Source organism: Pantoea sp. BJ2 (genome assembly GCF_040255075.1).
Classification (GTDB): Bacteria; Pseudomonadota; Gammaproteobacteria; order Enterobacterales; family Enterobacteriaceae; genus Pantoea; species Pantoea leporis.
The window spans coordinates 2,980,903-2,997,280 of the sequence record NZ_CP158292.1; the positions used below are offsets into that span (position 1 = coordinate 2,980,903).

14 protein-coding genes and 6 tRNA genes are annotated in these 16,378 nt (G+C 54.6%); 14 read left to right on the forward strand and 6 right to left on the reverse strand.

What is annotated here, in order from left to right:
* Positions 1–95 precede the first annotated feature (95 nt).
* Positions 96–1,748 (reverse strand): thiamine pyrophosphate-binding protein, encoded by a 1,653-nt coding sequence (locus AAF463_RS13785; RefSeq protein ID WP_350260955.1) that lies wholly within the window; start codon positions 1,746–1,748, stop codon positions 96–98.
* 213 nt (positions 1,749–1,961) lie between these two features.
* Here AAF463_RS13785 and mgrA point away from each other — a divergent pair, with 213 nt between their 5' ends.
* Positions 1,962–2,951, forward strand: coding sequence for an L-glyceraldehyde 3-phosphate reductase (gene mgrA / locus AAF463_RS13790; RefSeq protein WP_350260956.1), 990 nt, complete (start codon positions 1,962–1,964; stop codon positions 2,949–2,951).
* A gap of 159 nt (positions 2,952–3,110) precedes the next feature.
* A complete protein-coding gene (locus AAF463_RS13795; RefSeq protein WP_101763592.1) occupies positions 3,111–3,467 on the forward strand; it encodes a DUF2502 domain-containing protein in 357 nt (118 codons plus the stop codon).
* A gap of 45 nt (positions 3,468–3,512) precedes the next feature.
* Here the strand turns inward: AAF463_RS13795 and AAF463_RS13800 are convergent, their stop codons facing one another.
* Complete coding sequence (locus AAF463_RS13800; protein ID WP_008101352.1) at positions 3,513–4,754, reverse strand: Nramp family divalent metal transporter; 1,242 nt, start codon at positions 4,752–4,754, stop codon at positions 3,513–3,515.
* Positions 4,755–5,123: 369 nt separating this feature from the next.
* Here AAF463_RS13800 and AAF463_RS13805 point away from each other — a divergent pair, with 369 nt between their 5' ends.
* From AAF463_RS13805 to AAF463_RS13820, 4 genes are all read left to right on the forward strand, one after another.
* Positions 5,124–6,314 (forward strand): NupC/NupG family nucleoside CNT transporter, encoded by a 1,191-nt coding sequence (locus tag AAF463_RS13805; protein ID WP_101763591.1) that lies wholly within the window; start codon positions 5,124–5,126, stop codon positions 6,312–6,314.
* A gap of 192 nt (positions 6,315–6,506) precedes the next feature.
* On the forward strand, positions 6,507–7,595 hold the full coding sequence (locus AAF463_RS13810) for an LLM class flavin-dependent oxidoreductase (RefSeq protein WP_192233099.1): 1,089 nt from the start codon (positions 6,507–6,509) through the stop codon (positions 7,593–7,595).
* Positions 7,596–7,600: 5 nt separating this feature from the next.
* Positions 7,601–8,191 carry a cysteine dioxygenase gene (locus AAF463_RS13815; protein ID WP_137386238.1) on the forward strand — a complete coding sequence of 197 codons (591 nt, stop codon included), beginning with the start codon at positions 7,601–7,603 and terminating at the stop codon, positions 8,189–8,191.
* Entirely contained in the window at positions 8,184–9,800 is a 1,617-nt protein-coding gene (locus tag AAF463_RS13820) for a rhodanese homology domain-containing protein (protein WP_350260957.1), read from the forward strand. The genes AAF463_RS13815 and AAF463_RS13820 overlap by 8 nt, the downstream gene beginning before the upstream one ends.
* A gap of 125 nt (positions 9,801–9,925) precedes the next feature.
* Here AAF463_RS13820 and AAF463_RS13825 read toward each other — a convergent pair.
* A tRNA-Ala gene (locus tag AAF463_RS13825) sits at positions 9,926–10,001 on the reverse strand.
* Between the two features lie 42 nt (positions 10,002–10,043).
* Positions 10,044–10,119: transfer RNA gene (locus AAF463_RS13830), tRNA-Ala, on the reverse strand.
* A gap of 361 nt (positions 10,120–10,480) precedes the next feature.
* Here AAF463_RS13830 and AAF463_RS13835 point away from each other — a divergent pair.
* Together AAF463_RS13835 and AAF463_RS13840 are read left to right on the forward strand one after the other, a co-directional pair.
* Entirely contained in the window at positions 10,481–11,269 is a 789-nt protein-coding gene (locus AAF463_RS13835) for a formate/nitrite transporter family protein (protein WP_101763587.1), read from the forward strand.
* A gap of 111 nt (positions 11,270–11,380) precedes the next feature.
* Entirely contained in the window at positions 11,381–11,734 is a 354-nt protein-coding gene (locus AAF463_RS13840) for a YfeC-like transcriptional regulator (protein WP_110866524.1), read from the forward strand.
* Between the two features lie 35 nt (positions 11,735–11,769).
* Here AAF463_RS13840 and gltX read toward each other — a convergent pair whose 3' ends face one another.
* A complete protein-coding gene (gene gltX / locus AAF463_RS13845) occupies positions 11,770–13,191 on the reverse strand; it encodes a glutamate--tRNA ligase (RefSeq protein ID WP_101763585.1) in 1,422 nt (473 codons plus the stop codon).
* A 273-nt stretch (positions 13,192–13,464) separates the two neighbouring features.
* On the opposite strand from gltX, the gene AAF463_RS13850 reads away from it, so the two are divergent.
* From AAF463_RS13850 to AAF463_RS13870, 5 genes are all read left to right on the forward strand, one after another.
* Positions 13,465–13,540: transfer RNA gene (locus AAF463_RS13850), tRNA-Val, on the forward strand.
* 49 nt (positions 13,541–13,589) lie between these two features.
* A tRNA-Val gene (locus AAF463_RS13855) sits at positions 13,590–13,665 on the forward strand.
* Between the two features lie 41 nt (positions 13,666–13,706).
* Positions 13,707–13,782 (forward strand) — tRNA-Val (locus tag AAF463_RS13860).
* Positions 13,783–13,786: 4 nt separating this feature from the next.
* Positions 13,787–13,862: transfer RNA gene (locus AAF463_RS13865), tRNA-Lys, on the forward strand.
* Between the two features lie 161 nt (positions 13,863–14,023).
* Complete coding sequence (locus tag AAF463_RS13870; RefSeq protein WP_101763584.1) at positions 14,024–14,353, forward strand: FlxA-like family protein; 330 nt, start codon at positions 14,024–14,026, stop codon at positions 14,351–14,353.
* Here the strand turns inward: AAF463_RS13870 and AAF463_RS13875 are convergent.
* Positions 14,350–15,270, reverse strand: coding sequence for a LysR family transcriptional regulator (locus tag AAF463_RS13875; RefSeq protein ID WP_101763583.1), 921 nt, complete (start codon positions 15,268–15,270; stop codon positions 14,350–14,352). The two genes, AAF463_RS13870 and AAF463_RS13875, sit on opposite strands and share 4 nt — an antisense overlap.
* A 102-nt stretch (positions 15,271–15,372) precedes the next feature.
* Between AAF463_RS13875 and AAF463_RS13880 the strand changes: the two genes are divergently transcribed.
* A complete protein-coding gene (locus AAF463_RS13880; protein WP_350260958.1) occupies positions 15,373–16,374 on the forward strand; it encodes a bile acid:sodium symporter family protein in 1,002 nt (333 codons plus the stop codon).
* The last annotated feature ends 4 nt before the right edge of the window (positions 16,375–16,378 follow it).

A 16,378-nucleotide genomic window follows, 5' to 3' on the forward strand; every position in this document is an offset into this window, starting at 1 on the left:
ACAACGCCCACCTGCACGATGGGCGTAATCCATTCAAAGATGCTGCACAGCCTACCGATCACCTGCCCGACTTCCCAGCGGCAACTTTCCGAAATTTAGCCACTATTACGCTGATGCAGTGCGGCGGTGACTTTACGTAGCAGCGGCGGCAAGTCCTGTTTGTCCATCACCACTTCCACCAGCGACAGACGTCGATTCTGCATTAATTGTTCCATCACCGCGTCGAGTTGCACCGTTTCGCTGACGCGCCAGCTCTGCGCCGCACACTGCTGGCTCAGCGCCTGCGGCAACGCGGTCCAATTCCACTGCGCGATATCGTTGTAACGTTGCTCAGCACCGTGAATCGCGCGCTCAACGGTATAACCATCGTTATTAATCAAGAAGATAATCGGCTGCTGGCCGTCGCGTAGCATCGAACCTAACTCCTGAATCGTCAGCTGCGCAGAGCCATCGCCAATGATCAGGATGACCCGCCGATCTGGCTGCGCGGTTTGCGCACCAAAAGTGGCGGGTAAAGTATAGCCAATCGATCCCCACAGCGGTTGCACCAACAGTTGTGCATCCTGCGGTAAACGCAGCGCCGCCGCGCCAAAGGCCGCAGTGCCTTGATCGGCAAGGATAATATCACCGGGTTGCAGGAAGCGCTGCATCGCCTGCCAGAATGCCTGCTGACTGATTACCGCCGCAGCAATTTGCTCACTTTCCTCGCACTCAGGCGCATCTGCCAGCCGCCAGTGCGCGCAGTGACGCTGATAAATCGGCTTCAGCGCCGCCAGCGCCTGCTGCATGCTCAACGGCGCAAACACCTCGCCAGCGACCGTGGCCTGAAACGGCTGCAGATCGATCACTCGCTCGGCGGGCAGATTTTGTGTGAAGCCGGCGGTTAAGGTGTCGGTAAACCGCACGCCGACGCACAGCGTAACGTCAGTATCTTCGATGGCCTGACGCACCGCATCGCTGCTGCCTTGCGCGGCGTACGTACCGACGAAGCCCGGCTGCTGCTCGTTCAGCACGCCCTTGCCCATCAACAAGGTGGTGGCAGGAATCGCACGCAGCTGGCGCAACACCTCAAGCTGTGGCTGCAACTGCCAGCGTGAGGCCAGGAAATCGGCCAACAGCGCCACGCGCTGTGCTGGTGCCAGCAAGCGTTCTGCCGCATCGGCAAAGGCCACGGCAACCTGCTGATGGTTATCTGCGGCTGTGGCTTTTTCCTCTGGTAGCGAAATCTCAGCCGCCGCCACATCCACCGCCAGCAATAAATAGCCGGGGCGATGTTGCGTTAGCGCCTCGCTGATAACGCGATCAATCTCAGTCACTGCGTTTTCCGCCGTCAGCACCGCCGATGCCACACTTACTTCCTGCGCCATACGCAGGAAGTGACCAAAATCGCCGTCGCCCAGCGAATGGTGTACACAATCGCCCTGCTGTTGCGCCTGACTGGCGGGCGCGCCAACGATATGAATCACCGGCACATATTCGGCATAGCTGCCGGCGATGCCGTTGATAGCGCTGAGCTCGCCGACGCCAAAGGTGGTCAGCAGTGCCGCCGCACCGTTGCAGCGCCCGTAACCATCCGCCGCATACGCCGCATTCAGTTCATTGGCACAGCCAACCCAGGCAATGTCGGGATGCGCAATCACGCTGTCGAGAAATTGCAGGTTGTAATCGCCGGGCACGCCGAACAGATGACGGATACCAGCTTGCTGTAATCGGTGCAGTAAATAATCGCCAACATTCGGGTTTTTCATCGACAGCTCCTTGTTAAGGGGATAATCACGAGTATTAGCGATGTGGCTGAATTGGCGAGATATTCATCATCGTGGCGTGGTGATTTGTGGCAAGCATTCGTTACGACGACAGATAATTCTGTAAGTTGCGATCTTCGGCGCGTTTCGCCTTAGTGTAAACGCATACACTGATATGCTGATGTCACTTTCTCCCCTATGAGACAGGAACGCTGCATGAGTGCTTTTCCCCATCCCGAACGTTATCAACAGATGCAATACCGCCGCAGTGGCCGTAGCGGCCTGAAGTTACCGGCGATTTCACTGGGTTTGTGGCATAACTTTGGCGACAGTACGCGCGTCGATAACAGCCGTGAACTGCTGCGCCATGCCTTTGATCGCGGCATTACCCATTTCGATCTCGCCAATAATTACGGCCCGCCGCCGGGATCGGCGGAATCCAACTTTGGTCGCATTCTGCGCGAGGATTTTCTGGGACTGCGTGACGAGCTGGTGATCTCAACTAAAGCCGGTTACACCATGTGGGACGGCCCATACGGCGATTGGGGTTCGCGCAAGTATCTGATTTCCAGTCTCGATCAAAGCCTGAAGCGCATGGGATTGGAGTACGTTGATATCTTCTATCATCACCGCCCCGATCCCGAAACGCCGCTGGAAGAGACCATGCGTGCGCTGGATCAGGTGGTGCGTCAGGGCAAAGCGCTGTATGCCGCCATCTCCAACTATCCGGCAGACAAAGCTGCCGAAGCGATTGCGATTCTGCGCAACCTCGGCACGCCTTGCCTGATCCACCAGCCGCGTTATTCGATGTTTGAACGTACGCCTGAGCAGGGTTTACTGGATGTGCTGGGCGACAACGGCGTTGGTTGCATCGCCTTCTCGCCGCTGGCGGGAGGCGTGTTAACCGACCGCTATTTGCAGGGTATTCCACAAGACTCGCGCATCGCCAGCGGCAGTAAGTTCCTGAATGAAAACCAGCTGACGCAAGAGAAGATGGAAAAAGTGCGTCAGCTGCAGGCGATTGCCCAACAGCGCGGCCAGAAGCTGGCGCAGATGGCGCTGAGCTGGGTGCTGCGCGATGCGCGTGTCACCTCGGTGCTGATTGGCGCCAGTAAAACCGCGCAAATTGATGATGCGGTTGAGATGTTGAGCCAGCCGGAACTAAGCCAGGATGAGATCGACGCTATCCACAATATCTTAGTGTAAACGTTTACCCGCCCGGCATTGGTCGGGCGTTTTCCGCAGCAGAAAATTCTCATTTCAGATTTCCCTCAGCGTTTTCAGACGGATTCTCAAGGCTTCCCTGGTCCGATGTGGCAAACTAGCGCAACGGTGGCAGTTATAAGCTACTGAAAAGGAGAAGTTATGAAACGTGCCATTTTGTTTGCCGCCTTGCTGGCAACCTTATCCCCGTTGGCTATCAGCACAGCACAAGCCGACAGCGCCACCATCAATTTGGGTCCGGGCGTTACGCTGCATCTCGGCGATCGCGATCGTCACGGTAATTACTGGGACGGCGGTCGCTGGCGAGAGCCGCGCTGGTGGAACGATCGTTATCAGTACAACGATCATCGCTGGTGGCGTCACGAAGAGTGGAAACGTCATCGCGCCTATGAACGTGAGCGCGAACGCCGCTGGCATGAGCGTGAACGTCGTGAACATCACCGCCACGATCATCGCCATGATGATCGTCGAGGTCACCACGATCACCATCATCACTAAACAAAAAATCCCGCACAATGGCGGGATTTTTCTTTTCTCTGGCAGTTACCAACCGAGCGCTTCGCCGACCAGCAAATAGAGATTGAGCGCGATCACCAGCACCACAATCAGCCGCCCGGCATTCTGCATCAGACGCGAGTTCACCATCTCATCGCCCATCAATTCGCGGTTGCCGGTAAAGGAGAGCAGCGGAATCAGCGCCAGCGCGATACCAAAACTCAACAGCACCTGACTCATTACCAGAATGCGCGTGGGATCCCAGCCCGCCCAAATTACTATAAAAGAGGGCAACATGGTGATGGTGCGGCGGAACCACAGCGGAATGTGGAAACGGATAAAGCCCTGCATCACCACTTGTCCCGCCAGCGTGCCAACCACGGTTGAGGAGAGACCGGCAGCCACCAGACTCAAACCAAACACAATTGCTGCCGCTTCACCCAACAGCGGTTGCAGCGTTAGGTATGCCTGATCGAGATCGACGATGCTGGAGTGACCGCTAAAGTGAAACGCCGCGGCGGCGGTGGCCATCATCGCCAGATTCACAAAGCCAGCGATGGTCATGGCGATAGCCACATCCAGCTTGGTTGAACTGTAACGTTGCGCCTTGCTGCCTTTATTGCCGTGCTGCGTCAGCGCCGAGTGCAGATAAATCACGTGCGGCATAATGGTGGCGCCTAACACACCAGCAGCGAGGAATACCGCATCCGATGTTGGCAGCGATGGCAGCGCCATGCCAACCACCAGCTCACTCACTTTAGGCTGGGAGAAAAACAGCTCCACAATATAAGCCGCCGCTACAAACAGCAGCAGACCGCCAATCACCAGTTCCAGCGGCTTCTGCCCGCGACTTTGCAGCATCAGAATCAGGTAGGTCGCGATACCGGTTAACACCGCACCCTGCAGCAGGGAAATGCCAAGTAATAGCTTGAAGCCGAGCGCCGCGCCGATAAATTCAGCGAGATCGGTGGCCATGGCGATGATTTCCGCCTGCACCCAATAGAACCACACCGCCGGGCGCGGGAAGCGATCGCGGATGTGTTCTGCAAGATTTTTGCCGGTAGCAATGCCCAGCTTGGCGGACATCAGCTGGATCAGCATCGCCATGACGTTGGCCCACACCACCACCCATAACAGCTTGTAGCCATAGGCGGCGCCGGCCTGAATGTTGGTCGCGAAGTTGCCGGGATCGATGTAGCCAATCGCCGCAATAAAGGCGGGGCCCAGCAGCGCGAGTTTGATCTTTCTGGCTCCGCGAGCGGCGCGCTCGGCGGTGCGGCTTTCTAGCATAGTTTTACCCTGTCCTAATGCTTGTTGACCTGTCCAGATTAAGGGTCATTCAAGGCAGATGAAATTTGGTTATAGTTATTGTAGTAATAGATGGTGCTATAAAGCATAGCCATTGCTATACATTGCGGTAAAGTCAGTTCTTGCTAAAAACAAATGCAACGCAAAAGACTCTACTCTTGGGTTATTTTATAGACAATGTTTTTGTGGATATTTCTTGTGATGAATTTGTAATAGGGTTGTGAGCGGTCAGACTTATCTGAGAAAAAACGCGATAGCGAATACTTATAATGTGGTTTTGATCTCGTTTTTAAGTAACGCGTTACATAGAATACGCAACAAAATACAACCCTCCTCAAATTTGGAGCCGACATGTCCCATGTTTTGCATTTTCTTTTAGCACTAGTGGTGGTAGCGGTGCTGGCCTTGCTGGTCAGCCACGATCGTAAAAGCATCCGTCTTCGTTATATCGTTCAACTTCTGGTAATCGAAATTCTGCTGGCCTGGTTCTTCCTGAACTCCTCCATCGGTCTCGGCTTTGTGCAGGGCTTCGCAGGATTCTTTGATCATCTGCTCAAATATGCCGCCGAAGGCACCAACTTCGTGTTTGGCAATATGAGCGAAAAAGGTCTCGCTTTCTTCTTCCTTAACGTGCTTTGCCCCATCATTTTCATCTCTGCGTTAATCGGTATTTTGCAGCATTTCCGCATCTTGCCGTGGGTGATTCGCGGCATTGGTACCGTGCTGTCCAAAGTAAACGGTATGGGCAAACTGGAATCCTTTAACGCCGTGAGCTCTCTGATTTTGGGACAGTCAGAAAACTTCATCGCCTATAAAGATATCCTTGGCAAAATGTCACAGCGCCGTATGTACACCATGGCAGCGACTGCCATGTCGACAGTTTCCATGTCGATTGTCGGCGCCTACATGACCATGCTGCAGCCAAAATATGTGGTGGCCGCGCTGGTATTGAACATGTTCAGCACCTTTATTGTGCTGTCACTGATTAACCCGTACCGCGTGGACAGCGAAGAAGATCTGCAATTGCAGGACCTGCATAAAGGCCAGAGCTTCTTCGAAATGCTGGGCGAATACATCCTCGCCGGTTTTAAAGTTGCGATGATTGTTGCCGCAATGCTGATTGGTTTTATCGCCTTGATTACCGGTCTGAACGCGCTGTTCGACCTGATTTTCGGCATCAGCTTCCAGGGCGTGCTGGGCTATGTGTTCTATCCATTTGCGTGGGTGATGGGTGTTCCTTCACACGAAGCGCTGCAAGTGGGCAGCATCATGGCAACCAAACTGGTTTCCAACGAATTCGTGGCAATGATGGATCTGCAGAAAATCGCCGGTCAGCTGTCGCCACACTCGGAAGGTATTCTTTCTGTGTTCCTGGTCTCCTTTGCTAACTTCTCCTCAATCGGGATTGTGGCAGGCGCGATTAAAGGTCTGCACGAAGAGCAAGGTAACGTGGTTTCACGCTTCGGCCTGAAACTGCTGTACGGTTCAACGCTGGTGAGCGTGCTGTCAGCCGCTATCGCTGGTCTGGTGTTGGCCTTCTGATATACGGGGCGAGCTGCGGCTCGCCCTTCTGTTCTTAATTATTTCCATCAGTTCTAATCCGCGTCGCTTCCGCTTTTCCCCCGCTATCACCCGCTTCACTGTTAAACGCAAAACCTTTGCACAATATTGAATTTCCGTTCACACCGCCTGCGCCCGTAGTTTTTCTCCATGACGTCACTTCAGGAGAACCGCATGAGCATTCAATTCCTAGGCATGATAGGCCACCGCCTCGCTTCCGAAATCATTCCGGCTAGCGGCCCGCTGTTCGATAAAGAGTACATTGCGCGTTTTGCGCGGGCGCACGAAGACGCCGGTTTTGATCGCATTCTGGTGGGCTATTGGTCGGATCAGCCGGATGGTTTTCTGGTCACCGCGCACGCGGCGGCGCACACCTCGACGCTGAAATTTTTGCTGGCGCATCGTCCCGGCTTTGTCTCGCCGACGCTAGCGGCGCGCAAACTGGCTTCGCTTGATCACCTCACTGACGGTCGCTTAGCGGTGCACATCATCAGCGGCGGCAGCGATGCCGAGCAGCGCCGCGACGGTGACTTCCTCAATAAAGCCGAGCGCTATGCGCGTAGCGATGAGTTCCTCACCGTATTGAAGCAGAGTCTCGAATCCGCGCAGCCGTACGATCATCAAGGCCGGTTTTATCAGGCCGAGCAGGCGTTCTCAGCCATCAAACCGCTGCAGAATAAACTGCCCATCTATTTTGGCGGATCGTCGCAGGAGGCGATTGATGTTGCAGCACGCCATGCCGATGTGTTTGCGCTGTGGGGCGAGCCGCTGAAAGGCGCGGAAGAGACGGTACGCAACGTGCGTGCCACTGCCGCCAGACAGGGCCGCGAAATTAACTTCAACATCTCGTTCCGGCCGATTCTTGGCACAACTGAAAAAGAAGCCTGGGAACGTGCGGAGCACATCCGCGCCACGGCCGAAAAACAGCTTAACGAAAGTGGCTTTGCCTTTGGTAAGGCGAAGCCGCAGAGCGTTGGCGCGCAGCGTTTACTCGCTGCCGCCAATGAAGGCGATCGTCTGGATAAAGTGCTGTGGACCGGTGTCGCAAAACTGGTTCAGGGCGGCTACAACTCCACTGCGCTGGTGGGAACGCCGGAGCAAGTTTCCGATGCACTGCTGGAATATTATCGCCTTGGCATTCATAGCGTGCTGATTCGCGGCTTCGATCCACTTAACGATGCGGTGGAATATGGTCGCGAGCTGATTCCGCTGACGCGCGAGAAAGTCGATGCGCTCTCAGCCGCCGATAAAAGGAGCGCCTGAAGCTTATGAGCCAGTATCAGCACCAGCGCCTGCGTGATTTTGTCACCAATCTTGCCAACTTGCTGGATGCGCAGCCGGAGGAGGCCACGGTGTTGCAGCGTGGCAGCGCGTGGCTTGGCGAGTTGATTCGCCACGACGACTGGCTGGACGACGCCTTTACCCAACCTCATCCCGAACACTATCAACAATATTTGTTGTATGCCGATGCGCAGCAACGCTTTTCGGTGGTGAGTTTCGTCTGGGGGCCAGGCCAGCAAACGCCGATTCACGACCATCGCGTATGGGGACTGATTGGCATGCTGCGCGGCGCAGAGATTTCACAATCCTGGCAGCCGGGGCCAAACGGATTGCAGCCGGAAGGCGCGCCAGTCCGACTCGATCCCGGCCGCGTTGAAGCGGTGTCGCCGACGGTAGGCGATATTCATCGCGTCAGCAACGCCTATGACGACCGCGTCTCCATCAGCATTCACGTTTATGGCGCCAACATTGGCGCGGTCAAACGCGCGGTCTACCGCGAAGACGGCAGTGAAAAAACGTTTATCTCCGGTTACAGCAACCGTTACTTACCGAACATTTGGGACCTTTCACATGACTAAACCGGTTTTCCCTTTACGCCAGGCGGCGGAAATTATTGAGGCCCTGCGTCAGCAGCAGGAAGTGGCGATTGTCGATGTGCGCGATGAAGCGCTGTTTGCCACCGCGCATCCGTTGTTTGCGGTGAATATTCCACTGTCAAAACTGGAGCTTGAGCTGCTGGACCGCATTCCGCAGCGCACCACTGCGATCACGCTGTATGACGGTAACGAAGGCCTGGCGCAAACCGCTGCCGAACGGATTGCCGCGCTGGGTTACAGCAATGTCGCGCTGCTGGCAGATGATTTGGCCGGCTGGCAAGCGGCAGGCGGCGAACTGTTTATCGACGTGAATTCACCCAGCAAAGCCTTTGGCGAGCTGGTTGAGCATCACAATCACACACCTTCTTTATCTGCGGACGAGGTGCATCAGCTGATTAACAGCGATGCTAACGTGGTAGTGCTCGATGCGCGTCGTTTCGATGAATATCAAACCATGAGTATTCCAGGCGCCACCAGCGTGCCGGGCGGTGAACTGGTGCTGCGCGTGCGTGACATCGCGCCATCGCCGGAGACCACGGTGATAGTGAACTGCGCCGGCCGCACGCGCAGTATCATTGGTACGCAATCGCTGGTGAACGCCAGGATTCGCAATCCGGTGTTCGCACTGCGTAATGGTACCATCGGCTGGACGCTGGCCGGGCATGCGCTGGATAAAGGCCAGTCGCGCCGCTACGGCGAGGCCAGCGAAACCGCACAGCGTCAGGCGGCGAACAATGCGCGCATCATCGCCGATCGCGCCGGTGTGGAACGTATCCCACTCGCCACGCTGAAACGCTGGCAGCAGGAGACGCGCACCACTTATCTGTTTGATGTGCGTGGTGCCGACGAATACGCGGCCGGGCATCTGCCTGGTAGCCGCCATGTGCCGGGAGGTCAACTGGTGCAGGAGACCGATCATTACGCCAGCGTGCGCGGTGCGCGCATTGTGCTAATTGATGATGACGGCGTGCGCGCCAATATGACCGCATCCTGGCTGGCGCAGCTTGGCTGGCAGGTTTCGGTGCTGGAGGAGCTGCAGGCCAGTGATTTCAGTGAACGCGGTAACTGGAAAGCGCAGGTGCCGCCCGTCGCTCAACCCGAATTCATCTCACCGCAGCAGTTAGCGGAATGGTTGCAGGAAGGGCAAACGCAGGTACTGGATTTCACCACGCGCGCGAACCATCTCCACAGCCATATTCCGGGCGCGGCCTGGTTGCTGCGCTCTACCCTGCAGCAGCAAGGCAAAGCGTTGTTGCCGGAGGCACGTCGCTATGTTCTGACCTGCGGCAGCAGCCTGCTAGCGGGTTATGCGGTGCAACAAGTGGCTGAGCTGACCGGCAAGCCGGTGTTTGTGCTGGAGGGCGGTAACGCTGCCTGGCGCGAAGCGGGTTTGCCAACGGAGCAAGGAGAGCAGCAACTGCTGTCCCCGGCCATTGATCGCTATCGTCGCCCGTATGAAGGCACCGATATTGAAGCGGGCGTGATGCAGGCGTATCTGGACTGGGAATACGGTTTGGTGGCGCAGCTGGATCGCGATGGCACGCACGGTTTCCGGGTGCTGCAATTGCAGCCGCAGGCTGTTACGGCCTGATGATAATTTGCGTGGTGAGTGATGAGGTCGCCAAAATGGCGGCCCTTTAAACGACAAAAATCGCAATTTACTGCGTTGCGTTTAAGAAGGTATTTTTTTGAATGTGTTCAGAATGAACAGAGATTTGGTGGAGATAAGCGGGATCGAACCGCTGACCTCTTGCATGCCATGCAAGCGCTCTCCCAGCTGAGCTATACCCCCACATCTGGAAATCATTTTTCGGTCAAACCGTTGGGAGCGGTTTGGTGGAGATAAGCGGGATCGAACCGCTGACCTCTTGCATGCCATGCAAGCGCTCTCCCAGCTGAGCTATACCCCCGAACCGAAAAACTGCCGAGTAAACTCGACGGACGGGATAATATGAAACCGCCCCTTGAGTGTCAACGTCAAATTCTCGTTCTGTGTTTGATCGCTGAAAAAGGCGTCAACCCCGCGTCAGCATGGTTTTTTTTCAACACGCCATCCCGCTTCGCGACTATTTATATGCATTATCCAACAATGCTTCCCCACTCCAACCTCAACCCAGCGTTAACTTTAGGTTAAAGATGTTAGAAGCAGTCTTGTTTTCGTTAAAAGTGCGTGTAAAACTTAGCGCGCTAATTAACCGGTCATCCTACCAGGGTGTTCTCTCAATGACCGGCCAGCAACGTCCCCATTAATCCATAAAAGAAAAGTGAACTATGTCGCTGCATACACCTAAAGAGATCGCCCAACTGGCGATTCAAGCTGGCGTGGCTAAAAGCCGCCTGCCTATCTCCACCTTGTTGATTCTTGGCTTTATGGCCGGTGCGTTTATCGCCACTGGCTTCCTGCTCGATCTGCATGTCATTAACCAACTGCCTGCTGAATGGGGTTCATTCGGCGTGCTGCTCGGCGCTGCGGTGTTCCCGGTCGGGTTGATCATGACGGTACTGGCGGGCGGCGAGCTGCTGACCGGCAATATGATGACGATGCCCATCGCCTGGTTCGCTCGTCGCATCAGTGGCTTCAGCGTTCTGCGTAACTGGTTTTGGGTTACCCTCGCCAATTTCATTGGCAGCGTTGCGGTTGCATGGTTCTTTGGTCACATGCTGGGCATGACCGAAGGCGATTACCTGAAAAAAACCGTGGCGATTGCGCACGCAAAAGTGAATGCCGATTTCCTGCATGCCTTTATTTCCGGCGTGGGCTGCAACTGGCTGGTGTGTCTGGCGGTGTGGCTCGCCTTCGCCAGTAAAGATGTGGTAGGTAAAATTTTCGGTATGTGGTTCCCGGTGATGGCGTTCGTGGCGATTGGCTTCCAGCACGTCGTCGCAAACATGTTTATTGTTCCGGCGGCAATTTTTGCCGGGCAGATGAGCTGGGCGGAATTTGCGCCAAACGTGATCGCGGTGTTCCTCGGTAACGGCGTGGGCGGTGCAATTTTTGTTGGCCTCACCTATTTCATCGCTTTCCGTCCGGAACAACCCGCAGTGAGCCAGGCGCAATAACCGAATTTTGCCTTTTGTTGGAGAGCAGAAGGCATTTTCTGTTCAGGTTACTTTTCCCCGTTACGTTTTGTTGTAATATGTAGAACTAATGTATTTAACAGGGACAGCATCGTGAAAAAGGAATGGCTTACCCCCGAGGAGCTCGCGCAGGAAACGGGCTACAGTCGGCAAACGGTGAATAAATGGATCAAGCGTGAAAACTGGACAACCACGCCAAAGCCCGGTGTTCAGGGCGGTAAAGCGCGATTGATCCATATAGATGAGCGCGTAAAGAGCTTTGTTCAATCCACCCGCCACGCGAACGAACCGGCGGCTAATTACGGTGCACAACAAAATACGTTACCTGCGTTATTAATAAATTCTGTCCAGCAAATGACGGCAGCGGAGCAAGAGCAATTTGCGGCGTTGTTGTTGCGGGAGGGAATTCGAGGCGTACTGGAACGTCTGGGGATTCAGGAAGAATAAATAAGCCGGAAGCAGATGCTTCCGGCTTTTTCATATTATGCGTTTGCTTCGCGCTCCGCGATGAATGCCAGCGCTTTTTCGATTCGCGCAACGCTGCGGCTGCGACCAATCGCTTCCACCGTCACATCCAGCGCCGGTGACTGACCAGAACCGGTCACCGCTACACGCAGTGGCATACCGACTTTGCCCATCCCCAGCTCCAGCTCATCTGCCGCAGACTGAATTGCATGATGCACATTCTCTGCGTTCCAGTTGCTGTCGCTGATTGCAGCCAGTTTGTCGCGCACCACTTCCAGCGGCTGACGCGCGACCGGACGCAGATGCTTCTTCGCCGCGTCAGCATCAAAGGCTTCAAACTCTTCATAGAAGTAACGGCAAGATGCCGCAATCTCTACCAGGGTTTTGCAACGCTCGCCCAGTAAGGTAACCAGCTTTGCCAACTCCGGACCGGTGCGGGTATCAATCTTCTGCTGTTCAATATGCCATTGCAGCTGCGTAGCAACGTACTCCGGCGGCAGCGTATTAATGTAGTGATGATTCAGCCACTGCAGTTTTTCAGTATTGAAAGCACTGGCCGACTTACTCACGGCATCCAGAGTGAACAGCTCTGCCATTTCCGGCACGCTGAAAATCTCCTGATCGCCATGTGACCAGCCAAGACGTACCAGATAGTTGAGCAGCGCTTCCGGCAAATAACCGTCATCACGATACTGCATCACGCCAACAGCGCCATGACGCTTGGACAACTTCTTACTGTCATCGCCGAGGATCATTGATACGTGCGCGTAAGTTGGCACTTCTGCACCGATCGCTTTCAGGATATTGATCTGGCGTGGCGTGTTGTTGATATGGTCTTCACCACGAATCACGTGAGTGATGCCCATATCCCAGTCATCCACCACCACACAGAAGTTATAGGTGGGCGAACCGTCGGTACGACGAATGATCAGGTCATCCAGTTCCTGATTGCTGAATTCAATCGGACCACGAATCTGATCGTCAAAGATGACAGAACCGTCCTGCGGGTTGCGGAAGCGCACCACGCACGGCTCATCAGCGGCGTGATGTTCATGGCTGTCGCGGCAGCGGCCGTCATAACGCGGCTTTTCGCCTTTTTCCATCTGCTCTTCACGCAGCGCATCGAGACGTTCTTTACTGCAGTAGCATTTATAGGCCGTGCCCGCTTCCAGCATGTCGTCGATCACCGCGTTGTAGCGATCAAAACGCTTGGTCTGATAATACGGACCTTCATCCCAGTTAAGGCTCAGCCAGTTCATACCATCCATGATGGCTTCAATGGCTTCCGGTGTGGAACGCTCCAGATCGGTATCTTCGATACGCAGAACGAATTCGCCTTTGTTATGGCGAGCATAAAGCCAGGAGTAAAGAGCAGTACGAGCACCGCCTACGTGCAGATAGCCCGTTGGGCTGGGTGCGAAGCGAGTTTTGATTTTCATTCAGCATTGCCTTAAATGCGCAGGTTTCATTGTCTGGATGACAAAAAAACGGGTTAACGCGAAAAAACAGTGCGCACATTCTAGCAGGTGAGGCTGATTCCTCAATGATTGTCGCGGTGGCATCCCGGTTTGCTGTGCGCTTTTCTGCTAATAAAACCAGCACATTGGCGAAAAGCACCCCACGATGATTATTTTTAAAGCGAACGCACATTTAAGTTTTAAAAACCGTTGACTCACTTTGAAGGATCCCTATAATGCGACTCCACACAGCGGGGGTGATTAGCTCAGTTGGTAGAGCATCTCCCTTACAAGGAGGGGGTCGGCGGTTCGAGCCCGTCATCACCCACCACTCTTTAGAAGGTTTAAAGATGGCCCGCAGTGAACAAGAGATAAGATATGGGTGATTAGCTCAGTTGGTAGAGCATCTCCCTTACAAGGAGGGGGTCGGCGGTTCGAGCCCGTCATCACCCACCATATCTTAGTCAGATGACACTCTTGTTAAGCAGTACCGAAGTGGGTGATTAGCTCAGTTGGTAGAGCATCTCCCTTACAAGGAGGGGGTCGGCGGTTCGAGCCCGTCATCACCCACCACTTCGGGTCGTTAGCTCAGTTGGTAGAGCAGTTGACTTTTAATCAATTGGTCGCAGGTTCGAATCCTGCACGACCCACCAATGTAAAAAGGCGCCCTAAAGGCGCCTTTTTGCTATGCGTTAAATCTGTGGTTAATGCGCTAAATCCCAACGAACCCTTTTCGCAAGTTTAACACTCCCTGCCCTCAAGCCTCCTTATACTCTGACCGATAACGATAATGGTCTATTGCAAGGAGAAAACCATGTCTATATCCAGCGTAGGTAGTGTCAGCACCGCAAGTAGCGGCGGCGGTTCCACCTCAGAAATCGCCAGCCTCTATAAACAGATTCAATCCATCACTAAGCAGCTGAAAGATCTTTCCAGCGACGATACGCTCACCGATGAGCAAAAGTCTGAACAGGAGCAGATGCTGCAATCACAGATTCAAATGATTGAAGCGCAAATCGCGCAAATTGAGCAGCAGCAAGCTGAGAAAGCGCAACAGAAACAGGAAGCACAGCAACCTGCGGCCACCAAAGCTGATGGTATTAACCGCCCAACTGATACCAATCAAATCAACGTGTACGTTTAAAACGCCGGCTTTAGCATGCGTTGTTGCGTCAGCAGGGCTGCCTGCTGGCGCACTTCCTGCCAGATCGCTTCTGCGGCGGGTGTCAGCGAGCGGTTTTTGCGCTTTATCAGCATCAGGCTGCGATTAATTTCCGGATAAAGACGCCGCACCGTGAGTTTGCGTCCTGACGGCAACGGCAAGGCCAGCGCAGGCAGAATGCTGATGCCAATTCCCGCTTCCACCATCGGATAAAGCGTAGCGGGATGACCGATTTCCTGCACCACATGCACACTCAACGCCAGCTGTTGCAGCGCGGCATCAACTAACACGCGACTGCCGGAAGCATAATCCTGTAGCACCATATTGCGTCCGGCCAGCATCGACCATTGCGCCTGTTCAATTTGCGCCAGCTCGTCATCTTCATGACACAGCAGTAAAAAAGGCTCCTGCAGAATCTCTTCGCTGTCGAAATCAGTGTCGTTGAGCGGGCCAATTACAATGCCAAAATCAACCTCCGCATTGCGTACGCTTTGCAGCACCCATTGCTGTACGCGGTCATGCAGGATGACGCGGATATCCGGATAGCGCTGCTGGCTGCTGGCCAGGCACTGCGGCATCAGATGGGCAGAAGGCGTTTGGCTGGCGGCAACACGCACCGTGCCGCTGCGCTGTTCGCCATAGCTGCGCACATCCAACACGGTGGTATTGAGGTCGTCCAGCAGACGATTAAGCCGTGTGGCCAGCTGCTGCCCCGCCTCGGTCAGCATTACTTCCCGCGTAGTGCGATCGAGTAAGCGCACGCCCATTTCCGCTTCCAGCTCTTTAATGCTATGGCTGACCGCCGACTGACTTAAACCAATCGCTTGGCCGGCCAGACTGAAGCTGCCGTGATGCGCCACCGCGACAAAGGTACGCAACTGACGTAAGGTGTAATTCATCGATATCGCTCATAGATTGATGCAATAAATCAATTTTATTTCTAAACCCAGCAGGCGCACAATCAGCACCATCATTTTTTTAAATTTAACCGGATTTTAACAATGGGATTTTTACGCCTCGATCCGATGATGATTAAACTCATCATTACCGTGCTGCTGGCCAGCTTTATTCCTGCCAAAGGCGTCTTTGTCGATATCTTCGAATATCTGACCACCGCCGCCATCGCCCTGCTGTTCTTTATGCATGGCGCCAAACTGTCGCGCGAGAAGATCATTGCCGGCAGCAGCCACTGGCGTTTGCACTTGTGGATTATGTGCAGCACCTTTGTGATTTTCCCGATTATTGGTTTGCTGATTGTCTGGTGGCATCCGGTTAACGTCAGCCCGGAGATTTACACCGGCTTTATCTATCTGTGTATTCTGCCAGCGACCGTGCAATCCTCAATCGCCTTCACCTCAATGGCGGGCGGCAACGTCGCCGCTGCGGTCTGTGCGGCTTCAGCCTCCAGCCTGCTCGGCGTATTTGTCTCGCCGCTGCTGGTGAATTTGGTGATGAATGTGCACAGCGAAATACCGGGCAACGGTCTGGAGCAGATTGGCAAAATTATGCTGCAACTGCTGGTGCCGTTTGTTTTAGGACATCTGTCGCGTCGCTGGATTGGCGCGTGGGTCGAGAAGCATCGCAGCCTGATTGGTAAAACCGACCAAACCTCGATTCTGCTGGTGGTTTACTCCGCCTTCAGCGAAGCGGTGGTGAACGGCATTTGGCATCGCGTGGGCGTGGATACCTTGCTGTGGATTCTGGTCGGCAGCGTGCTGGTGCTGTTTATCGCACTGGCGATTAACCTGGCGGCATCGCGCCTGTTTGGCTTCAGCCGTGCGGACGAGATTGTGGTGCTGTTCTGTGGCTCGAAAAAGAGTCTGGCAAACGGAGTCCCGATGGCCAACATCCTGTTCCCGGCCAGTTCCGTGGGGATTATCGTGCTGCCGCTGATGATCTTCCATCAGGTGCAGTTAATGGTGTGTTCTTTCATTGCCCAGCGCTATAAAGCCGGCAATGAAAAACGGCTGGCGCAGCAGCAAGTAGAAGCGCAGAAGTCCTAAATAT